This is a genomic window from Nonomuraea sp. NPDC005692 (genome assembly GCF_040631115.1).
Classification (GTDB): domain Bacteria; phylum Actinomycetota; class Actinomycetes; order Streptosporangiales; family Streptosporangiaceae; genus Nonomuraea.
In genome coordinates, this window is record NZ_JBEXYU010000007.1 from 232182 (window position 1) to 253723 (window position 21542).

9 protein-coding genes and 1 pseudogene are annotated in these 21542 nt (G+C 71.0%); 5 read left to right on the forward strand and 5 right to left on the reverse strand.

Features of this window, described 5'->3' with window-relative positions:
* Nucleotides 1-1377 precede the first annotated feature (1377 nt).
* Nucleotides 1378-1875: an ATP-binding protein gene (locus tag ABZ459_RS18245; RefSeq protein ID WP_357971563.1), complete on the reverse strand. Its 498-nt coding sequence runs from the start codon at nt 1873-1875 to the stop codon at nt 1378-1380.
* Between the two features lie 289 nt (nt 1876-2164).
* On the opposite strand from ABZ459_RS18245, the gene ABZ459_RS18250 reads away from it, so the two are divergent.
* Both ABZ459_RS18250 and ABZ459_RS18255 read left to right on the forward strand, forming a co-directional pair.
* Nucleotides 2165-3001 carry a helix-turn-helix transcriptional regulator gene (locus ABZ459_RS18250; RefSeq protein ID WP_357971415.1) on the forward strand — a complete coding sequence of 279 codons (837 nt, stop codon included), beginning with the start codon at nt 2165-2167 and terminating at the stop codon, nt 2999-3001.
* Nucleotides 2983-3210, forward strand: a complete 228-nt coding sequence (locus ABZ459_RS18255) for a DUF397 domain-containing protein (protein ID WP_357971416.1) — start codon at nt 2983-2985, stop codon at nt 3208-3210. Before ABZ459_RS18250 ends, ABZ459_RS18255 begins: the two co-directional genes overlap by 19 nt.
* A 516-nt stretch (nt 3211-3726) precedes the next feature.
* Here ABZ459_RS18255 and ABZ459_RS18260 read toward each other — a convergent pair.
* Nucleotides 3727-3855: pseudogene (locus ABZ459_RS18260) on the reverse strand (ABC transporter ATP-binding protein); the annotation flags it as partial.
* Nucleotides 3856-3938: 83 nt separating this feature from the next.
* Nucleotides 3939-4955 carry a DUF5937 family protein gene (locus ABZ459_RS18265; protein WP_357971417.1) on the reverse strand — a complete coding sequence of 339 codons (1017 nt, stop codon included), beginning with the start codon at nt 4953-4955 and terminating at the stop codon, nt 3939-3941.
* A 57-nt stretch (nt 4956-5012) separates the two neighbouring features.
* Between ABZ459_RS18265 and ABZ459_RS18270 the strand changes: the two genes are divergently transcribed.
* Nucleotides 5013-6236, forward strand: a complete 1224-nt coding sequence (locus ABZ459_RS18270; protein WP_357971418.1) for an MFS transporter — start codon at nt 5013-5015, stop codon at nt 6234-6236.
* Between the two features lie 157 nt (nt 6237-6393).
* Here ABZ459_RS18270 and ABZ459_RS18275 read toward each other — a convergent pair whose 3' ends face one another.
* On the reverse strand, nt 6394-7269 hold the full coding sequence (locus ABZ459_RS18275) for a TetR/AcrR family transcriptional regulator C-terminal domain-containing protein (protein WP_357971419.1): 876 nt from the start codon (nt 7267-7269) through the stop codon (nt 6394-6396).
* 63 nt (nt 7270-7332) lie between these two features.
* Between ABZ459_RS18275 and ABZ459_RS18280 the strand changes: the two genes are divergently transcribed.
* A complete protein-coding gene (locus ABZ459_RS18280; protein WP_357971420.1) occupies nt 7333-9048 on the forward strand; it encodes a right-handed parallel beta-helix repeat-containing protein in 1716 nt (571 codons plus the stop codon).
* An 89-nt stretch (nt 9049-9137) separates the two neighbouring features.
* On the opposite strand, the gene ABZ459_RS18285 is transcribed toward ABZ459_RS18280, so the two are convergent.
* The gene (locus ABZ459_RS18285; RefSeq protein ID WP_357971421.1) at nt 9138-9461 is read right to left on the reverse strand and encodes a carboxymuconolactone decarboxylase family protein; all 324 of its coding nucleotides are present in this window, start codon (nt 9459-9461) and stop codon (nt 9138-9140) included.
* 417 nt (nt 9462-9878) lie between these two features.
* On the opposite strand from ABZ459_RS18285, the gene ABZ459_RS18290 reads away from it, so the two are divergent.
* On the forward strand, nt 9879-21539 hold the full coding sequence (locus tag ABZ459_RS18290; RefSeq protein WP_357971422.1) for a hemopexin repeat-containing protein: 11661 nt from the start codon (nt 9879-9881) through the stop codon (nt 21537-21539).
* The last annotated feature ends 3 nt before the right edge of the window (nt 21540-21542 follow it).

Sequence of the window (21542 nt, forward strand, 5' to 3'; positions counted from 1 at the left end):
CGTCTGGAGGTTGGGGGTAGCCCGCCACCCACCCCCCTCACCCGCCCGCGTCACCGCCCCCAATTCTTGAGCGCGACACCAGACCCTTCATGCGGACCCGCCCACCGGGCGGCCAGGATCGCCCCGCCACGCGTCCCCCGCTCGCGCGCCCCGGGGAGGGTTTCCCCTTCCCCGGTCCCCTCCCCCCGGGGGAGGACGCTGCCCTCCCCTCGCCCCCTCCCTCACGCGCATCGCTTCGCTCGCGCGCCGACCGCATCACTTCGCTCGCGGTCAAGGTCAACCCCCGACCCTCACCGGTACCGCGCCCGGGTGCCACCGGGGCAACGGCACAGGCAGGCGAGGGCGGACATCGGGACTGCGCGCGGCGCTAGCGCGCCGTGCTCGCCCTCGCCACCCTCGCCGGCCTGGCCTCGCCCCGGCGTCACCGAACCGGCCCCGCCCGGCCGTAGCCTGCCCCGACCACGGCAACCGACCGCGCACGCCAAGCCATGCGCCCGAGGAGGGACCCTTCCGGAAGCACAGCACCGCCCCGCGTCGGACCCCGGGACGTGCTCAACACCAGCCATGCCACAGCCCCCGGACATGCCGGAGTCCTTGGCCGCCCGGCACGGGGACACCAGGACTCCGACCCTCCCAAGCGGCCTTCGCTTCGCCCGGGAGGACCGCTCAGTGAGGGGCCCGCAACTCACTCGACGCGGGCTGGCCCTCAGGCGACTGCAACCGGACCCAACACGCAGCCACCACAGCCCACGGAGGATTTCCCCTCACTGAACGGGACTTGCACCCCTGACCGGCCAGACGGCAACCAGGCTCACCGGTCAGGGGTTGTCTATGCCGCGTCGCCCCCCTCAGGATCCGGCGACGTCTCCACCGATCGCTCATCAGCCAGCCGGTAGCGCACCCGACCACGTGGCCCCCGCGCGGGCACGCCCGGGACACCATTGGGCACGGCCAGCTCCAACACCCTCACCGCCACACCATCCCGAGCCAGAGCAGCCAGGCACGTGCGGAAGAAGTCCGCCGTACGCAGGTGATCGAAATGCGCAGCCACCTCATCGGCACTAGCACCACCCGGGAACTGCGCTAGGCACTCCGCCACCTCATCCCGCCACGACTTGTGCGCCCCACCCGCCATCTCCGCTCCCGTCCTAGCCGCTGCATCTGCTTGGGAGAGGACCGTCCCCGGAGGCTGCACCACATGTGTCCGCCAACGCCGCTTCCACGCCAGCGGGCCGCCTCACGCGATGCCAGGAATGACCTCCGGGGAAGGCCCCTCAAACCCCTACCCGCACCGTCCCTCCGAGGACTTTCCCCCGGGTAGGGGTGGCTCTCCATCACACGGCGCAGACGCCGCATCCTTGTCCGCCTGGTCGTCGCTCATGACCGCCGCCCCTGACCAGACTGACCACCCCGCCGGGGCACCAGCGCCCACACCACGCGCTCACCCACCACGGTCGCGTTGGTTCCCCATGCCCCGTACGTCAGGCCGTGCACCAGGCGTAGGCCGCGCCCCCACTCGTCCGTCTCCGAGGTGACCCGAGGATGCGGGACCAGACCGTTCCGGCCCGGGTCCACCACCGTCAGCCGCCAGAACCCCGATTCCGGAACGAGGTGCACGCGCACCCACTCCGCGTTAGCGTGTATCAGCGCGTTGGTGACCAGTTCGGTGGCGATCATTTGCAGATCCCCGAGCGCTTCGTGAGTCGATCCCATCCACTCCGCTAGCTCCCTGCGAACCAGCCCAGGCAGGAGCGAGGAGATCTCTATCTCACGGACGAGCCATACCTTGACCCCCGCGAAGGGGGGGTCTGCTGTAGCCGCTGACGCAGTCCCCACAGGCGGAAGGGGGCACCCTCCGTGTCTTTCCATGGACATCTTGCTCCCACCCTCTCCGCTCACTTGATCATCTGCCTAAGTGCTAAGACCTACACCTAAGATCTTGGCTGTCATTTCGTCTCCACTAGATGTGGTCGAAATGTCGGTTTCGATCGTGCCCCAGAGGGATACAGGTTTGTGGGGCTCTCCTAGAGTGCCTAATCGACCAGGGATTTTGCACGCCAGATCGCGAGACAGTCTCGTGACAGAAGTACGCACGCCGTGTAGACAGATGTAGTGGCCTGTGAATTCAAGTGAGCGTTATGCCAACAACGCCCGGGAGACCGCCATGGCGAACGATCTTGACCCGCGTATATCACCTGCCGAGCGTTTCGGCCGCGAGCTGGCACGATGCCGGAAGGAGCGGGGACTATCCCAACGGCGACTAGCCGATCACGTAGGGTGCTCTCCGTCGCTTGTAGGGCACATCGAGACCGGTAGTCGTAACCCGCAACTCGACTTCGCGCAAGCCTGTGATCAGCTTTTCGACCTGCCCGACAAGGACTACTTCGTTCGGCTGTGCCGCCGAATACACCAGTCACCTTCCGGACCAGGATGGTTCCTGCGGTGGTTGGAGGAGATAGAGCCCAGCGCAGCGACCTTGCGCACATGGGACCCGCTCCTGATTCCCGGGTTACTTCAGACGGAGGACTACGCGCGTGCCATCTTCCGTGGGCATCGCGCGATTCTCGAAACGGAGGCGGAGGAGCAGGTTGCCGCCCGAATGCAAAGGCAACTCATCCTCACCCGCAACAGCCCCCCTACCCTGTGGGTACTCCTGGACGAGTGGGTTCTGCGCCGCTCCATCGGCGATCCCCAGGTGATGGCCGACCAGCTCACGCACTTGGCAGCCGTCGCCACTTATCACAATGTGACGGTGCAGATCGTTCCCGCTGACAGCCCATGTACGGACGGCTTGATGTCGGGCTTCGTCATCGCTGAACTTGCCGACGCTCCGACCACCGTGTCTGTAGAGTCCGCAGGTAGAGGCGAAGTTTCGGCTGAGCATGAACTGGTTTCCCTCATCTGGGGGCGGTATGACAGACTACGAGCAGAGGCGTACCGCCCAGGCGAATCGCTCGAAAAGATCAAGGAAGCAGCAGACCAATGGAGTCTAAGGACCTGACCGCTACACAGCTCACCGGGGCCGTGTGGAGGAAGAGTTCCCGCAGCGGTAACGGCGGTGGGAACTGCGTTGAGGTCGCCACCAATCTTGCCGGGATCATCGCAGTTCGTGACAGCAAGAACCCCACCGGTTCCGCTCTTGTCTTCACGCCAGCGGAATGGAAGGCATTCCTGGGCGGCGTGAGACTTGGGGAGTTTGACCTAGGCTGACCGCCCCGGCGATGAGGTCCCGTCACGTCTCTAACGGGGCATCGCCGACCCATTACCGCTTCAAGCGCCCGATGCCGTGCAATCGGGCGCTTGCTGCTATCTGTATCAATGCATATCCCGACAAGCGCAAATGCCCTTTGGGAACCCCCCACGGGTCAACGCCGCACTGCGTGCCTACGGCCCGCTGGACTCTCCGTAGGCCACTCGCCGGCTGATCTTGGTCCGCCATGGCGGGGGCTACCGAATCGTTTCGGAGCCAACCTCACGGGGACCCCTCCAAGATCGCAAAAGGGGGGCCGGGAGGGAATTCCGGGGGCAGGGGCGCTGCCCCTCCCCAATTGGGGAGCCATTGTAATGCCCCCCTTTTGTGATCTTGCCCCATGAGGTCAGCGCCACCGCAACGATTCGTCCACCCCCTCGCGAGACAAGGCGCTCCCGGCTCAACTCCGCAGGTGAGGGCGCTAATCAGCCGCGCGGATCGTTACCAAATCGCAAGCGCCCCAGACCGTTAGCAGGCTTGCCCGCCCCGTTGGGGCCGACGAACCCGGTGACCTGGCCGGGCAGCACGGTGAACGACATGCCGTCCAGCGCCAGGGTCGGGCCGAACCGTTTGCGCAGCCCGCTGACTTCGATGGTTGCCTGCATGCGATCGGTTGTACGGACCCGGCCCTAACACGGGCCGAACAGAGGCTGTCACACCACTGTCAGGTCCGGCACGGCCACGCGGCTCAATGAGGGCCGGGGTGGGCGGCGTCCTCCGAGCCGCGGTCGTCGCCGACGGCCCGGGGTCCTGATCCGGTGACGAGGGCGTCGCCGAGTTCCGAGCGCAGATAGAGGACCGAGCGGCCGTGGCGTGCGCCGGCGAGGAGGCCGGCGGCGCGGAGGGTGCGCAGGTGCTGGTTCACGGCCGAAGGAGTGACGCCCAGGCGGCCGGCGAGCTCGGTCGACGAGGCGGGGGTCTCGAGCATGGTGAGCAGCCCGGCCCGGGAGGCGCCCAGAAGGTCGGTGAGCACCGCCGGGGAGGGACGGGCCTCCGGCTGCCAGAGCGTGCCGACGCCCCGAGTGCCGTACGTGATCAAAGGGGGCTCGGACGGGGAGATGGGGACGGTGGCGGCCCGGCCGAAGAGGGTCGGGACCAGGGTGAGGCCCTCGCCGCTGGTGGAGCGCCGGTAGCGGGCGTCGCTGATCAGCCGCATGCGTAGGACGCCGTCCTGCAACTGAACGCGCTCGCTGAGGTCGGCGAACATCGCGGCCAGGCCGTGGGCCGAGATGACCTGGCCGCGGTGGACCACGTCGGCCTGCAGGACCGCGCGCATCCGGGGCCACCAGGGGGCGAAGCAGGTGCGCCAGTAGTCGCGCAGCGCGTCCAGGATGCGGGCGGACGGGTCGCCGCGCAGCGGCTCGGGGAGCCGGGGGTGGATGGCGCGCAGGTCGTCGAGCACCCGGTCCACCGGGACGCGGGCGACTGTGGCGAGTTCGTCGTCGATGCGGGTGAGCGGGGCACGGGGGCGGGGTGACAGGTAGTCCGGTGTCCACATGTCGTCGTTGGTGAGCGCTTGCAGCAGGGGCACGTCCAGTGCGGATCGGGCCTGCTCCGTGCGGCGCAGCCAGGGCAGGTGCACGGGATAGCGCCCAGGGTCGCGGAACGTGCGCAACGACAGCGTGAGCTCGTTGAGCGGCGAGATGGCGAAGCGGACGTCGGCCACGTCCATCCCGGCGAGCTCGTACTCGATCAGCCCCGCCATGAAGCCATACGCTACATCAATTGGCGACAAAGGCCCTATCACGGGATAAAGGCCCCCGTGATCCAGACGTTCTTCCCCCATGACCGCGTCGCCCGCTCGCTGACCCTCAGCACGATGGCGTTCGCGCTCTCCAGCGGCGTCTTCTACACCGTCAGCACGCTGTACTTCACGCTCGTCATCGGGCTCAGCGCGACCACAGTGGGGCTCGGGCTGGGCATCGCGGGCAGCACCGGGGTGCTGGCCTCGTACGCGGGAGGGTGGCTGGCTGACCGGGTGGGCGCGCACCGCGTCCAGGCGGTGGCGACGGGGCTCAACGGGGTTGCGCTGCTCGCCTACACGTTCGTCTCCGACGCCGTCGTGTTCACCCTGATCGCCTGCCTGGCCGTGATCACGCGTTCGGTGGGGTCCTCGTCGAAACAGGCGATGCTGGCGCGGTGGTACACCGGGCCGGAGCGGGTCGAGGTTCGGGCCCGGATGCGCGTGGTCACGAACGTCTTCATCGGCCTGGGCACTGTGGCCGCCGCGGCGGCGCTCCTGATGAGCACCGCGTCGGCGTACCGTGTGGCGGTGGTCGCCGCCGGCGTCCTGCTGCTTGCGGCCACCGTGCCGCTGGCCGGGCTCGGGCGTCAGGTGCCGGAGCTCGCCGCCAGGATGACCGCCGTCAGGGAGCGCACCGCGTCCGCCGGGCCTTCGCCGCTCAGGGACCGTACGTACATCGCGAGCGTGGTGTGCAACACCGTGGTGGCCACGCAGTTCGGCCTGCTGACCGTCGGCATGCCGCTCTGGGTGGCCACCACCGACGCGCCCACCGCCATCGTCTCCGTGCTGCTCGTCCTCAACACCGTGGTCGTGGCCGCCCTCCAGGTGCGCGCCTCGCGCGGCACCGACGACGTGCGCAAGGCCGGGCGCACGGTCAGGCGCGCGTCATGGCTGCTCGCGACGGCATGCGGTCTGTACGCCCTGGCCGGCCACGGAAACGTGATCGTCGCCTGCGTCCTGTTCGTCCTGGCCGCGTTCGCCCACACCATGGGTGAGATCCTGGGCGAGGCGGGCGGCTGGGGCATGGCCTTCGAACTGGCCGACCAGCGCAGCGCCGGCGCCTACCAGGGCCTCAGTCAGACCGGCTACGCGATCGCCGCCATGGTCTCCCCGATCCTCGCCACCACCGCCGTCGAACACGGCACCGCGGGCTGGGCCGGCCTGGCCGCCCTCTTCGTCCTGGCCGGCGCGGGCGCCGCCGCGGTGGCCCGGCACGCAGCTGTGACGATCCCCGCCGCCTAGCGAGGAGATGAAGCTGCGAGACCGGTAGGAGTCGATGATCGGGCGACCTGAACGCGGAAACCGGGGCTTGAGGCACCAGGGCCCTGCGTCCGGGGAAGAGCCACGGGGTTTCCGCGTCGGTGGCTGTGTTCATGATCGCCCTGAACACCGGGTTGGGTCAGTCGGCCGATCTGCGCTTGCGGTAGGCGCGTTGCTGGCAGGCCCGCGAGCAGTAGACGCGAGGGCGGCCCGAGGGGGCGGTTTCCAGTGGGGTGCCACACTCGGGACATCTTTCGTCACGGCTTTCGTCACGCTCTCGGATCAGCACCTCGACGCCGTCCAGGAGGCGGCGCAGGCCGAACGTGAAGGAGTCCTCCGGGTCGTCCCAGCCGCCCGTCTCCCACAGGCGCGAGAGGGCGGGATAGCGGTCGAGGCGTTCGTACAGGGAGTCGCGGGCGCCCCACCACTCCTGCTCGGACACGCCGCTGCGGCGTTCCTCGCGCCGGGTCTCGGCCAGGACCAGCGCCTCGGCGTCCACGAACCGGCCGAGCAGGCCGACCACCGCGACCACCTCGGACGGCCGCAGCGCGGTGCCGGTCAGCGCGCCGAGCATGCGGTCGTAGTGGGCGACCGCGTTCGGGCCCGGCAGGTGGCGGGAGCCGCGCACCTCGGCCAGCCAAGGGTGGCGCATGCGGAGCTCCCACGCCCGCCGGGCCGCCTCCTCCAGCCGCCCCCGCCAGCCACCATCGGCGTCCGGGGCTGCGTCCGGGGCGGCGTCCGAGGCGGCGACGAGGGCTTCGCCCAGCACCTCGTCGCGCATCAGGTCCACGAGCTGGTCCCGGCCGGGTACGTGGCGGTAGAGGGACATGGTCGTGAAGCCCAGCCGGTCGGCGACCTTGCGCATCGACAACCCTTCCAGGCCCTCCGCGTCGGCCAGCTCGACCGCGGCCCGCACGATCCGGCCCAGGCTGAGGCCGGGCCGCGGCTCCCGTTCCGCGTCCCGCCACAGCAGCTCGACCCCGTGGTCCGGATCCCCCGCCACACCTCGCGCCATTGGCACCTCCCTCGTTTATGGTGTATTACTCCGTGTATGCCATAAACAGCAAAGGGGATACCTGTGTTCCACTTCCATGTCGCACCCGGCGGGGACGACTCCTGGCCCGGCTCCCTCGAACGCCCCTTCGCCACCCCCGGACGCGCCCGCGAGGCCGCCAGGGCGTCCGGCGGGGAGTCCGTCGTCCACCTCAGGGGCGGCGTCCACGTGCTGGGCGAGCCGCTGGAGCTCACCGAGGCCGACTCGGGCACCGTCTACCAGGCGTACGGCCACGGCACCCCCGGCCAGGAGGACGCCGTGCTGAGCGGCGGCCGGACGATCACCGGCTGGCAGGTGCGCGATGGCCTCTGGCTGGCCGACGTCGGCGACCTGGAGACCCGCCAGCTCTACGTGGACGGCCGCCGCGCCGCCCGGGCCGGGATCGAGGGGCTGCCCGGTTCGTCCCCGGCCGCGACCGCCACGGGCTACGTCACCGACAGCGCCGCGCCGCTGGCCTGGACCAGCCCGCGCGACGTGGAGTTCGTCCACCGCGGCGTGTACCCGTGGACCGAGGGCCGCCTGCCCGTCGCGGACGTCGCCCGAGACGGCGACCGGACCGTGATCACCATGGCGACGCCCGCCTTCGGATGGGCCTCCGAGCTGTACAACTCCACCTGGGAGGGCACCACCTCCGCCGGGCCCGGCCTGCCCACCAGGATCGAGAACGACCCGAGCTTCCTGCGCGAGCCGGGCACGTTCGTGCTCGACCGCTCACGGCCGGGCCACCACGTGCTGCGCTACCTGCCCCGCCCCGGCGAGGACCCCGCCCGTACGCGGGTGGTCGCCCCGGCGCTGGAGACCCTGGTACGCGGGTCCGGCGCGCGGCGGGTGACCTTCCGCGGTCTGACGTTCGCCGAGGCGACCTGGTTGCGCCCGAGCCGTCCCGAGGGCTTCGTGCACTATCACGGCAGCGGCTTCTACGAGGGCGGCGGCGTCGGCGTGGCGGAGCTGGGCGAGGGTGCGTCCGTGACGTATCCCACGGCTTCCGTGACGATTCCCGCCTGCGTCACGTTCGAGGACTGCTCGGACGTGGTGATCGAGGGATGCCGGTTCACCAGGCTGGGGGCGTCCGGGCTGGGGGTGTCCGGCGGCGAGGGGCACGTCGTGCGCGGCTGCGACTTCGACACGCTCTCGGCGGGGGCCGTCGTGGTGACGGGCAGCCGGGGCACGGTGATCGAGGACAACCTGGTACGCGGCGTCGGGCTCGAATATCCGGGATCGCCGGGGATCGCGGTGATGGGGACGTCCGGATGCGTCATCGCGCACAACGAGGTCAGGGACGTGCCGCACTGCGGGATCACCGCCGGGCCCGGCGAGGGCACCCGGATCGTACGCAACCGGACCGTCGACACCATGCGGGTGCTGGCCGACGGCGGCGGCGTGTACGTGTCGGGGCCGCAGGGCGGTTCCCATGACGACGGGGCGCTGGTGCTGGGCAACGTCATCGAGGACACCCGCACGCCGTACAACTTCGGGCTCTACACCGACTACGGCGCCTCCTGGGTGCGGGTGGAGGAGAACGTCGTCGCGCGCGCCGACAACACGGCGGTCCTGCACGTGGGCCCGCCGCTGGAGAACGTCGTCTACCGGGGCAACTTCTGGGACGCCGACCCGCTCGGCCACGACGCCCCGCCACCCGGGGTCACGTACGAGGAGAACCGCACCATCAAGGACGAGCAGGAACTGATCGCCGCGACCACCGCCATCCGCGCCCAGGCGGGCCCGCGCCGCGCCCTCTGACGAACGGACGCCCGGCCGGGATCAGCCGTCCCGGCCGGGCCGGTCACGGTGGGCGGCGAGCCTGTGGCGGGGGCGTCCCGGAAGGCCGGTCAGCCGCCGCCGCGCTCGTCGGCGATCTTCTTCAGCAGGGTGATGGCGGTCATGGCGTTGGGCCAGCCCGTGTAGAAGGCCAGGTGGGTGATCGTCTCGGACAGCTCCTCGACGGTGAGCCCGTTGTCCAGGGCCACGTCGAGGTGGTGGCCGAGCTGCTCGCTCCGGTACAGGGCGGCCAGCACGCCGACGGTGACCATGCTGCGGTCGCGCGGCGAGGGCCCGGGACGTTCCCAGATGTCGCCGAACAGGACCTGGTCGGTGACCTCGACGAGCTTGGGCGCGATCTCCGCCGGCTCCTGCGGTGCGGACTGCGTGGGCATATGACGACTCCGGTTCCTGAAGTGATCGTTGACGGGTTCGGACACCCTTCTGCCCAACCCACGACGGCTCAGTGCCCCACTCGACACCCGCCGGAAGCACGGGGAAACCACCGGAGCCCACGCCCGATCCGCCGCAGCAGACCACCAGGCGCCCGCCCAGCCGCAGCCGCCGTCCCCGGTGGAGAACCCGTGCACCCGCATCCCGTCGATGTGCTGAGGCGCGGCCCGCGTCAGTCGGGCCGGGGTCGCGGGCCCCGTCCGAGAACGAGCCCGCAGCGGCTGACAGGCGCGCGATGAAATTCGCGGAATCTGCGGCGCTGTCACGCATTGACCTGACTTTGAAGTCGATGCATTGTTGCTACTGCCTGTCCCAGTCCGGTGCGTTGCCGTGACGAGGCCGGGCGGCGCTTTGAGCCAGTGCTGTCGGGGGCCTGGCTGTTGACGGTCGCGCCAAGGGGGGGCGGCTACCGGGACGACGACGGATTCACCGCACAACGGTCTTTCCCGCTGTCGAAACCCATTCTCCATCTCCGGGACGACTTCACCTGTACGCGGCGCCGCCGGCCTGCCCTGCGCGCCCGCGATTCGGAGGGTATTCACATGCGAGTCGGCGACAGCCTGCCCAACTACCAGCTGCTGTTCGGTGAACTGGACTTCCGGCCGGGGGACGAGGCGCGGACGGTGAATTCGCCGGCGGCGTACCTGGCCGATCTGCTGCGGCTGCTGGACGAGGAGGTCGACGCCGACGGGGCGCGGCTGCACGAGCGGCGGCCCGACATCCGGGAGATCCCGCTGGACGCCGAGCACACGACCACCGAGCTCCCGTACCTCGACATCGTGGTCGAGATACTCGAACGGCTGGCGGGCCCGGACCCGTACGAGCGCATGAAGACGATGCCCTTCCCGTTCGACAAGCCGTTCGACCTCGCCTACGAAGAGCTTGGAACGTTCCTGAAGAGGCGCAACGTCGGGCGGGACGAGATTCCGCGGCTGTTGGGCGCGCAGGCGAAGGAGCTGGCTGAGCGGTTCCTCGGCCTGTCGCCCGAGGTGGTCCGCGTGGTCACGACCTCGCGGCCGGTGGAGGCCGAGCTGCGGGCGTCCTTCCAGGTGGGAAAGGACGCGGCGGGGAAGGCCGAGCAGCTCGGCGTGCTGGCGGACCCGGCGCGGCTGCGCCGGACGGCGGGGCTGTCGGAGGTCGAGCTGACCGGGGTACTCGGCGCGGCGTTCGTCAGGCAGGGCGGCGCGGCCGTCACCGTGGCCGACGGGCGGCTGAGCCTGCCAGGCGGCGCCGAGCTGCTCGGCTGGCTGGACCGGTTCAACCGGTTCGTCCGTCTGGCGCGGCGGGCCGGGCTGTCGTTCGAGGACCTGGACCTCGTGCTGAGCGGCTGCTGCAAGAACCGGCTGGACGCGGCGGCGCTGGGCGTGCTGGCAGCGGCCGTGCACGTCAGCCGCTCGCTCGGGCTGCCCATGGACGTCACGGTGAGCCTGGCCGCGCCGATGCCGGCCGAGCTGGAGGTCCGTACGTTCGCCGGGGTCACGGTAGCGGAGGCACTCGGGATCGGGGCCGCGGAGCTGGAGCGGCTGCGTGCGCGCTTCGGCGAGGTGGTCACCGGCGAGGCCGGGCCGTCGGCGCTGCACCGGGCGGCGCGGCTGATGACGGTGCTCGGACTCACCGCGGACGAGCTGTTCGACCTGCTGCGGCTGCTGGACGGATCGATCACCGTGCCGTTCGCGGTGCCGTTCACCATGCCGTTCGCGACGCCACGCACGCGGGGCGACTGCAGGCGGATCTTGGCCATGCCCGAGGCGGGGGCGGGGTTATGGCTGGCGCAGGCGTTGCCGCTGGTGGTGCGGTGGATGCGTGACGGCGGACTGTCGGCTCAGGACCTGGCCGAGTTCGCAGGGGGTCCTGCGCAGGAGGCCGTGCCGGGCGAGCCCGTCGAGGGCGAGGAGGAGTTCGCCGCCGCGCTCGGCGAGGCGCTGGCGCTGGTGGCGCCGGGGCCGCGGATGTTCGTGTCGGACCGGTTCAGCGAGCGCGCGTCCCGGGCGATCTGGGACGGGCCCGCCGACGCGTACGCGGCCCTGATCGGGATGGCGCAGATCACGCCGGCCGACTTCGCCGGGCTGGGGCTGGGTGACCGGCTGGCCGTCAAGATCTTCACCAACCTGGTGCTCCGTGGCAACCTCACGGCGGACGGCGAGCTGGTCGAGGTCCCGTCGGAGCTGGCCACGGACTTCTCCCCGCACCATGACAAGGTGGCCGAGCTGTTCGGCGAGCTGGGCGACATGTGTTATCCGTCGCACCTGGAGGAGCTGACCGGGCTGTCGATCGCCCAGCGCGCCGAGCTGTACGACAACCTCGTCTACAACGGCTACATCGACGCCGAGGGCGTGGTGCTGGACGCCGCCATCGGCGAGCTGAACGCCGACCTCGGCGATGTCGCGGCCGACGTCATCGAGCTGATCAGGGCCGGCGGCCAGGCCTATCTGAAGGAGCCGCTGAAGATCGATCTGGGTGCGGCCCCTGACGGGCTGCTGGCGAACCTGAAGTACAACGGGTTCATCGACGGCGAAGGGAACTACCGCGACAAGGAGGCGGTGACCGAGCTGGTGGCGGAGGACTTCGCGCTGTCCGCCGAGTTCGAGCCGTACAAGGCGGACGTTCTGGCGATCATGCAGGAGCAGGTCGCCGAGCTGTGGGCGCGGGTCTGCCTCTTCCCGCCGGAGGCCTTCGTCGAGATCGCCGAGTCGGCCGTCGGGCGGCGGATCATCGACGCGGGCGAGTGGGACGATCCGGTCGTCGAGGAGCGGCTGCGGGCCATCGCGGAGGAGCAGCGGCCCTACCGGCTCGACCGTGCGTCGCTGAACGCGCTCGGGCTGGAGGAGGCCGGGGCGCAGGTCGTCCTGGACGCGCTGATCCAGGGCGGGGACCTGGACGAAGAGCTGGCCGTGCCCGAGGATCGCCTGTCGTTCTTCGCCGAGCCCAACAGCGTGGTCGAGTTCTACCTGCCGGGCGTCGCGGACTACAGCGCGCAGGTCTTCGGCCTGCTGAACGCGGTCGCCGTGGCGACCCAGGAGGCCGTCGCGGAGATCGAGGCGGTGCTCGTCACGCAGGAGGAGGCGCAGGCGGCGGCGCTGCTGGCGGTCGCGCAGGACACGCTGGGCGTGCCCGCCACGGTCGTCACCGCGATCTGCGCCGGGGTCGGCGCCGAGCTGACCGACCTGCTGGAGCCGCCGACGACGGCGTACCGGCGCATCAGGGCGTTCGCCAGGCTGGCCGCCAAACTCGGCCTGGACGAGCGCCGGGTCGCGCTCGCCTTCGGCGACCTGCGGCTGGCCGGGCGTTACCCCGAGCCGCTGGCGCTGCCCGACCAGGCCGACGGCATCGACGCGGTGCTGGAGAGCGCGGACGGAGACGTGTACGTCTTCCGCGGCGAGCGATACTGGCGCTTCCACGAGGGAAAGCTCGCGAACACCGCGCCCCTGGCCACGCTCGTGCCGGGGCTGGCCCGGGTGGAGGCCGCATTCAGGCACCCGGCGGGGGCCGACTGGCTGGTGAGCGGCGCGCGGGCGTACGTGCGCGAGCCCGGCAGCACGCGCTGGGTGGCCCACGAGCAGGTCTGGGGACGCTTCCGCGACGAGTTCGCCGGCGGCGGGAAGATCACCGCCGCGCTGGTGGACGACGACGGGCGGACCTACCTGTTCTGCGGAGATCAGTACGTGCGTTACTCCACCGGGAACTACAGCGTGGTGGACGAGGGGTTCCCGCGTCCCGCGGCGGAGTTCGGCGAGCCCGGGTTCTTCGGCCGGGACGGCGCGTTCCACGCCTTCGGCGACGAGGCGGGATTCTGGCGCGGGGCCCGTGCCGACGACGGGGAGGAGCCCGGCGCGCCGGGGTTCGACGGGCAGGGCTTCGACGGGCTGGTGGACGCCGCGTACGCCGACCCCACCGGCGTGTACGTCTTCCGCGGCGACCGCGTCGCCCTGCACACGGCGTCACTGGAGAACGAGGGCGCGCAGGCCGACGACGGCTACCCGGTGAAGATCGAGACGCAGTTCCCCGGCGTGCCCGCCGAGTTCGAGAGCGACATCGAGGCAGCCTTCGCCGACGCGGGCCGCGTCGTCCACCTGTTCAAGGACGGCCGTACCGTCGCGCTGACCGGCGACGCGCGGATCGTGCCGACCACGCAGCGGTGGGGGAACATGCCTGCCGCGTTCCCCAGTGGCCGGGTCGACGCGGCGTTCGTCGGCCTGGACGGGCGGACGTACCTGTTCAGCGGCGGGACGTACCTGCGTTACTCCGGCACGGACTACTCGCGCGTGGACCTCGGCCACCCACGCGGGATCGCCGCCGACTGGGGCGGCCTGACCAGCGTCGACGCCGCTTTCGTGCTGGACGGCGAGACGTACCTGTTCGGCGGCGGCCGGTTCGTGCGTTACTCGACCGCGGACTACACCAAGCCTGACGAGGGCTATCCGCAGCCGCTGCCCGGCAACTGGTGGAACCTGCCTGACGCGTTCGGTCCGGAGGTCGACGCGGTCTTCACCTCGGCCGACGGGCGGACTCACCTGTTCCGCGGCGACCGGTACGTCGAGTTCGACGCGCGGCGGCGCTGGTGGTCGGCGCCGCGGAAGCTGTCCGAGCAGTGGGACAGCGTGCCGTTCGCCTCGGTGGACGCGGCGTTCACCGGACGCGACGGGCGCACCTATGTGTTCTCGGGCGAGCAGTACGTGCGGTACTCGAGCGGTGACTACAGCAGGACCGACGACAGCTACCCCGCGCCGGTGGCCGCCTTCTGGGGGCGCACGCGCAACAATCTGGCGCGTACCGGGCGGGTGGACGCGGCGCTGCAGGTGGACGAGCACACCTATCTGTTCTCGGGTGACCAGTTCATCCGCTACACCGGCACCACCCCCGACCTCGGCTATCCGCGCGCGCTCTCCGACCTGAAGGAGGAGCCGCGGCTGGGCAGGCTGACGGTGGAGCTGGACGCGGTGGACGCGGCCTTCGCCGATCGGGGGAACGTCTACCTGTTCCGCGAGCACACCTGTCATGTGGTGTCCGACGCGCTGCACCGGACCTACGACGTGCCCGGGGTGTCATGTGCCTTCGTGGAGGACGGTCAGCTGATCGTCGAGAGGCCGAACGGCTGGCGGCGGCAGGGGTCGGTGGAAGGGCTGGGCGCGGTGAGCGGCCCGGCCAGGCCCAGGCTGCTGCGCGAGCTGCCCGAGCGGTTCCGCACCGGCCTGGACGCGGTCCTGCGCGGCACCGACGGCGTCACGTACGTGTTCAAGGGCGACGCCTGCTACGACACGCTCGTCGACCGCGAGTACCCGATCGCCGAGGCGTGGGGCAGGCCGCGCGGGCTCGGCGCGGTGGAGGCCGGGTTCACCGGGCGCGACCGGCGTACCTACCTGTTCAGCGGCGACCAGTACACGGTGGACGGCGGACGGCCACACCGCATCGCCGCGACGTGGGGCGGTCTGACCAGCGTCTCGATCGCGTACGTGTGGCAGGATGCGACCTACCTGTTCGAGCGGCCCGACGAGAACGGGTTCATGCGGTACGTGGTCTACTCGGGCCGCGACTACACCGCGCCCGATCCCGGGTATCCGCAGGTCACCGACGCGTCGTACTGGAACGCCGACGAGGTGCCCCGGGCGGTGCTGCCGGTGGGCGACTCGCTGGTGCTGCTGTCCGGGCTGACGTACACGCTGCCCGACGGGTCGGCGCCGCGGCCGATCGGCCGGCTCTGGCGGGGCTTCGAGGGCACGCTGACCGGCGCGTACGTCGGCGGCGACGGGGCGACCTACTTCTGCTTCGGCGAGCAGTACCGTCGTTACGCCGACGGCGCCTTCGGCCCGCTCACCAAACCGGCCGGCGAGTCGTTCTGGCGGGTGGACGCGGCGTTCACCTGGGCGGGGCGCACGTACCTGATCAGCGGCGACCGGTACGCGCGATACTCCACGGAGGAGTACGCCTACGCCGACCCCGGCTACCCCAAGCCCATGTCCCGAAATTTCCGGAAAGAGTTTCCGGGGCTGGCCGAGTCCTTCGAGGACGCCCTGACCAGCGTGGACGCCGCCGTCACCGGGCGGCGCAGCCTCTACCTGTTCATGGGCGGCCGCTGCCACGTGGTCTCGGCCGGGCAGGAGGCGGTGCTCGAGACCGCCTTCGCCGCGGGCGACGAGGCCGGTTACCAGGCCGACTACGAGGATCTCGCCGGACGGACCCGTCCGCTGGGCGGCCCGCTCGACGCCGCGCTGCTCGTCGGCGAGCGCACCTATCTGCTGTCCGGCGGGCGCTACAGCCGCTACACGGGCAACGAGTACATCCGGCCCGACGAGGGCTACCCACGGGCGATCTTCGCCCGGCTCGCCGACGACCTCGCCCTGCCCTCGCCGCTGCCGGAGGCGTTCCTGGACGGGGTGGACGCGGGATTCGCCGGCCACGGCATCCACCTGTTCGCGGGCTCGAACTACCTGCGGGCCGACGCCCCCGGCACGCCGCCACCGGTGTGGGGCCGGGTACGCAACGCGTTCGACCGCACCGTGGACGCCGTGGTGGCCATCGAGGAGGCGGTGTACGCCTTCCGCGGCGACCAGTACGTCCGCTACACGATCGAACCCGACGGCCCGACGGACGGCGGCCCGGACCCGGCAGGCATCCTGGACCTGGCCGACCCCGGGTTCCCGCGGACGATCAAGGACGACTGGGGCGCCGTGCCGACCACCTTCGAGGCCGGCGTGGACGCCGCGTTCACCCTGGCCGGACGGCTGTACCTGGTGCGCGGCGACACGTACGTCAGTGACGCGGGCCTGGTGCGCACGATCACCGAGGGCTTCGGCGACGGCGCCGACCACCGGCTCGCCGACCTGTTCACGATCATCCGGTTCGCCGCGCTCGGCGCGGCGCCGGCCGAGGCCCTGACGGCCGCGGACGAGGAGCCGTACAAGACGATGGCGGCCCTGTTCGGCTGGGACGTGGCCGAGCTGATGTGGGCCCAACGCACCCTGCCGTCGGAGTCGAACATGGGCTTCGTGCTGGCGGCGCGCGAGCTGTTCGCGCTCGCGCGCAGGGCCGGCGTGCCGCCGTCCACGCTGCCCGGCCTGACCGGCGAACGCGACAGCGTCCTGCGGCGCGACGCGCTGCTGTCGGTCGTGCTCGCGGCCGACCCCGGCCTGGCCGACTCCACCGACCTGTTCGACCGGCAGCTCATCGACGTCGACATGGGCGGCAAGGGCGTCACCTCGCGGATCCGCGAGGCGATCGCGGCCGTGCAGCTCTACCTGCACCGCTGCCTGCTGGACCTGGAGCAGGCCCCCGGCCTCACCGACCCGGAGACGCGGGCGCGGCTGCGCCGCTGGTGGTCATGGATGAAGAACTACCGGGTGTGGGAGGCCAACAGGCGGGTCTACCTGTATCCGGAGAACTACCTGCGTCCCGAGCTGCGTGACACCAAGACGCCCGGCTTCGCCGACCTGGAGAGCGACCTGCTGCAGAGCGGCGTCACCTCCGCCACCGCGCAGCGCGCGTACAAGCGTTACCTGGACGAGTACACCGAGGTGTCCCGGCTGGAGATCGCCGGTGGGTACGTGGACGCCGCCCACGCGGGGGCGCGCGACCTGGTCCTGTTCGGGCGTACCCGCAGCGATCCGCGGCGCTACTACTGCCGTACGGCCACCTTCCGCGACGGCGACAAGCTGTCGGCCACCTGGCGGCCCTGGCAGAAGGTGGACCTGCGCATCGACGCCGACCGCGTCCAGCCCGTACGGGCCTTCGACCGGACCTTCGTGTTCTGGGCCACCGTCGAGGACCTGCCACCCGAACGGACCGGCACCACGACCATCGCGGTCGTCGAGTCGGGCACCGGCCAGCAGGTGAGCGCACCGGTACGGCACGCCGTCAAGATCTATTACTCCTACGTCAACCTCAACCAGGAGTGGGTGCCCGCGCAGCTGCTGGCCACCGGGTCGTCGACGAACATCCCGATACTCGGCGTCACCCTCGCGGTGCGGCCCGGCCCGCTGCCCGGTGGCGGCGACCACCAGGCCATCATCGCCTCGTACGTGGCCACGCTGGCGGGCGGCGGCAGCATGGGCACGTCGTACGCGCTCACTCCCGAGCTGTACAGCGTGCCCGTGTCCGGGATCGCCGTGCAGCCGCCCACGGGCGACGTGACGACCATCTTCGACGAGCCGGGCGGGATCGACCCGGCTTCGGTGATCTGGTTCAACCGGCCGGCCGGCTTCGGGATGGGCGAGGGCTCCTGGTTCAGCGTGGACCACAAGGGCGGCAGCTTCCTGTGCCGGCCGATCATGCCGGCCGCGGGAGAGCCGGCCGCGCTGGCGCCGATCAAGGGGGCCACCGGGCTGCCCAACTGGGTGCGCGTGGACGCCGCCGTCACGCTGCCCGACGGCACGCGTTACTTCTTCAACAACAGCAGGCGCGGCCGGTTCACCAAGATGGCGTCGGGGTCGAACACCGCGGAGAGGAGCAAGTACATCTCCCGGCACTGGGGTCTCACCGAGCCGCTGCGGCCGTCGGACCCGTCGTGGCCTGGAGTCGAGCCGGATCCCGACGCCGAGCCGGACGCCACGGCCGCGCCCGAACCGGCGCGAGGCGAGTCACGCGGCGAGTCACGCGGCGGGCGCAGGCCAGGGAGGATCGACCTGCCGGTTCCGCACGACCCTCCGGCCCAGCAGGGTGCCTCGTCCGACGGGCCGGGCTGGACCTCGGTGGACGCGGCGTGGGTCGTCGACGACACGTACCTGTTCATCACCAGCGGCACCAGGCTCGCCCGCTACACCCTCGGCCCGGGGTACAGCATCCCAGAGGTGGTCGACCAGGGATACCCGCAGACGATCACCCACACCGTCGAGGCCGTCTTCCGCGGCTGGGCGATCAGCGGCGGCGAGTACGCCAGGGTCGGCGACTGGAAGTGGCGGCCCCTGGCGGGCAACTGGGGCGAGCTGCCCGCCGGGATCACCGGCGCCCTGGAGACCAGCGCCGACGTGTACCTCTTCGTCGGCGACCAGTACGCCGTGTACGCCAAGGGCGGCAACCTGCCGCGCCCGTACGAGTACACCGAGGTGCCGCACGACATCATCAGGCTCACCACCAGCACCGCGTACAAGCTGAACCAGCGCCTGCTGGCCGGCGGCGTGCCCGCACTGCTGGACACCTACACCCAGGAGACCGACGAGCTGCCCGCCTTCGACACCGGCGGCTCCGACGCCGTCACGATCAAGGTCCGCGAGGGACGGGTCAAGAAGGCCTGGCTGCCCGGCCGGTCTCACCTGGACTTCACCAGCGCGAACGGCATCTACTACTGGGAGATCTTCTTCCACGCCCCGCTGCTGATCGCGCAGGCGCTCAACGCCGCCCAGCGGTTCGACGAGGCGCGGACCTGGTACGAGTACGTCTTCGACCCCACGCAGCCCGGTCAGCCGTGGCGGTTCCTGCCCTTCCTCGGCGCGGACCCGGCCGCGCTGGCCGACGCGTTGCGGGCGTACGGGGATCCGGCGCTCGCCGGCGCGATCGCGTTGCTCGACTCGCTCGTGCCGGTCTTCCGTGGCGGCGCGGCGCTCACCGACGGGCAACGCAGGGACCTCGCCGCGCTGGCCACGCTGCCACCGGGTGAGGAGCTCGCGCTCGCCATGGAGCTGCCCCGCGTGTACGACGTGACAGGCGACGTGGACAGCCTGCGGGAGGCGTACCGCGATGATCCGTTCGACCCGCACACGATCGCGGCGCTGCGGCCGGTGGCCTACCGGCGGGCGGTGGTCACCGGGTACATCGACAACCTGCTCGACTGGGGCGACCAGCTCTACCGGCGCTTCACCCCGGAGAGCGTGGACGAGGCGCGGATGTTGTACATCTTCGCCCACGACCTGCTCGGGCGGCGTCCGCAGGAGCTGGGGCCGATGCCCCTGGACGCGGCCATGGGCTTCGCCGAGCTGGAGAAGGTCTCGGCCTCGGACGAACTGTTCGGGGAGCTGGCCAGGGTGCATGCCAGCATCGGGCACCCGTACTTCTTCGCGCCGGTCAACACCATGCTGCTCGGCTACTGGGATCTGGTCACCGACCGGCTGACCAAGATCAGGGCGTCGCTGGACATCATGGGCATCAGCCGGCCGCTGCCGCTGTTCGAGCCGCCCATCGACCCGATGACGCTGGTCGCGGGCGCGTACGCGGGCGAGCTCGACGGCGTGAGCGTCACGCCGGCCGCCGAGGTGCCGCAACACCGGTTCGCCTACCTGTACCGCAGGGCGCAGGAGCTCACCGACCGGGTCTGCCAGTTCGGGGCGAACCTGCAGGACGTGCTGGAGCGCCAGGACGCCGAGGCGCTCAGCATGCTGCAGTCCACCCAGGAGACAGGCATTCTGGAGCTCACCCGCGCCGTCAAGGCAGCGCAGATCGTCGACGCCGAGGAGACGCTCGCCGGCCTGCGGACCGGGCTGGCCGGGGCGCGGGCGCGCATGACCCACTTCCAGCAGGTGATCGACGCGGGTGTCACGCCGCTGCAGGTCGCCCAGCTCTCCATGATGGCCGCCGCGTCCACCGCCCACTTCACCTCCAGCGGGCTGCGGATCGGCGCCTCCGTCGCGCACGGCGCGCCGCAGGTGCTGGTCGGCCCGTTCATCCTGGGCACGATGGCCGGCGGCGACGAGATCGGCGACGCCCTGGACAGCGTCGCCGGGATCGCCGAGTCGCTGGGCGAGGGGCTGTCGGTCCTGGGCGAGCTGCTCGGCGTACGCGCGGAGCAGGAGCGGGCCATGCAGGACAACCAGCTGCAGCTCGCCATCGCCACCAACGAGAGCGCGCAGATCGAGCACCAGGTCACCAGCGCTGAGGCGCGGCTGGCCATCGCGCGGCGGGAACTGGACATCCTGCACCAGCAGATCTCCGACCAGGAGGCGGTGACGGCGTTCCTGCGGGAGAAGTTCACCGGCGCCGACCTGTACCAGTGGATGTCGGGCCGGCTCGCCGGGCTGTACTTCCAGACCTACGGGATGGCGGCCGACCTGGCCCGTGCCGCCGAACGTGCCTACCAGTACGAGCGTGGCGCCACCGGCGGCGTGATCACTCCCGCGCACTGGGACAGCAGGCGCAAGGGCCTGCTCGCCGGGCAGCTGCTCGCGCACGACCTGGACCGGCTGGGTCAGGCGTACGCGGCAGGGGACGGGCGGCGACTGGAGATCACCCGGCAGATCTCGCTGCTGGAGCTGGATCCGGTGGCGCTGCTCACGCTGCGCACGACGGGCAGTTGCGAGTTCGCGCTCACCGAGGGCTTCTTCGACCGCGACTTCCCCGGCCACTACCGCCGCCAGATCCGCACCATGGCCATCACGTTCGTCGGCGCGGACGGGGCGACGTTGCCGCTCAACGCCACGCTCGGCCAGGTCACGCACCACACCCTGCTGACCCCCGACCCGAAGGGCGTGCAGTACCTGCTCACCCCGACCGGCACGCCGCCGAGCAGCGTGCGCACCGACTGGCGGGCGGGCCGGCAGATCGCGTTGTCGCAGCCGCCCGAGGGCTGGGAGAACAACGGCCTGTTCGAGCTGCGTTACGACGAGGACCGCTACCTGCCGTTCGAGGGCACGGGCGCGGTCTCCGCCTGGCGCCTCACACTGCCCGGCCTGCGTTCCGCCGACCACCCCGCCGGTCTGTTCGACGCCAAAATCACGCTGCGGTACGAGGCGGACCACGGTGGCGAGACGTTCGCGGCCGGGGTGAAGGGGCTGCTGCAGCCGTACGACGCGGCGCGGTTCATCGACGTCGCAGCGGAGTTCCCCGAACAGTGGGAGTCATTCACGGACACTCTCACCCTTCCCCTGTCCCCCGCCCTGCTGCCGGACCTGTACAACCCGCAGATCACGGGCATCTACCCGGTGTACGACCCGGGTGCGTCCGGCACCGCCCAGTTCGCCGTGCACGGCAACCCGCTGGTCGACGGCCGCCTCCTGCCCACTCCCGGGCTCCCGGCCACCGCTCCCCTGGTGCTCACCTTCACCGGTGACCGCTCCGCCCTCGCGGGTCTGCGACTCGCCCTCCTCTACCGCGCCCGCTGACCA

Excerpts from the sequence above, each read along its gene's own strand:
- ABZ459_RS18255 (WP_357971416.1), top strand. The coding sequence starts at position 2,983 with ATGGAGTCTAAGGACCTGACCGCTACACAGCTCACCGGGGCCGTGTGG.
- ABZ459_RS18250 (WP_357971415.1), top strand. The coding sequence starts at position 2,165 with ATGGCGAACGATCTTGACCCGCGTATATCACCTGCCGAGCGTTTCGGC.
- ABZ459_RS18275 (WP_357971419.1), bottom strand. The coding sequence starts at position 7,269 with ATGGCGCGAGGTGTGGCGGGGGATCCGGACCACGGGGTCGAGCTGCTG.
- ABZ459_RS18285 (WP_357971421.1), bottom strand. The coding sequence starts at position 9,461 with ATGCCCACGCAGTCCGCACCGCAGGAGCCGGCGGAGATCGCGCCCAAG.
- ABZ459_RS18245 (WP_357971563.1), bottom strand. The coding sequence starts at position 1,875 with ATGTCCATGGAAAGACACGGAGGGTGCCCCCTTCCGCCTGTGGGGACT.
- ABZ459_RS18265 (WP_357971417.1), bottom strand. The coding sequence starts at position 4,955 with ATGGCGGGGCTGATCGAGTACGAGCTCGCCGGGATGGACGTGGCCGAC.